Source organism: Streptomyces sp. NPDC054840 (genome assembly GCF_053611065.1).
This window is the reverse complement of record NZ_JBSGZP010001042.1, coordinates 1,387-1,679: the sequence shown is the minus strand read 5'-3', so window position 1 is coordinate 1,679 and position 293 is coordinate 1,387. Positions and strand designations below refer to the sequence as shown.

The window sequence follows — 293 nt, the reverse complement described above, 5'->3', positions numbered from 1 at the left end:
GTGCGGGCGGAGGCCCGCCTCGCCCGCCGCCGGGCCCGCCGGGAGATTCCGTACGGCCACCGCCAGCACTCGGTGGACGGGAGCACACCGGCCGGCACGGCCGTCGTGGCCGAACCGGAAGACGCCCTCCTGCACGGCGAGGAGAACCGGGCACTCCGATCGGCGGTCGCCCGGTTGCCCGGACGGTGTCCGGAGCTGATGAAGGCACTTCTTTCGCCCAGAGACCTCACTTACCGTGAAATCGCAGGAGAGTTGGGTATCTCACAAGGAAGTTTAGGGCCCGTCCGTTCCCG

1 protein-coding gene is annotated in these 293 nt (G+C 69.6%); it reads left to right on the top strand.

Annotated elements, in window-relative coordinates; translation table 11 throughout:
• Positions 1-293 (top strand): RNA polymerase sigma factor (locus tag ACWGIU_RS37290; RefSeq protein WP_453712497.1); only part of this gene is annotated, 293 nt, incomplete at both ends.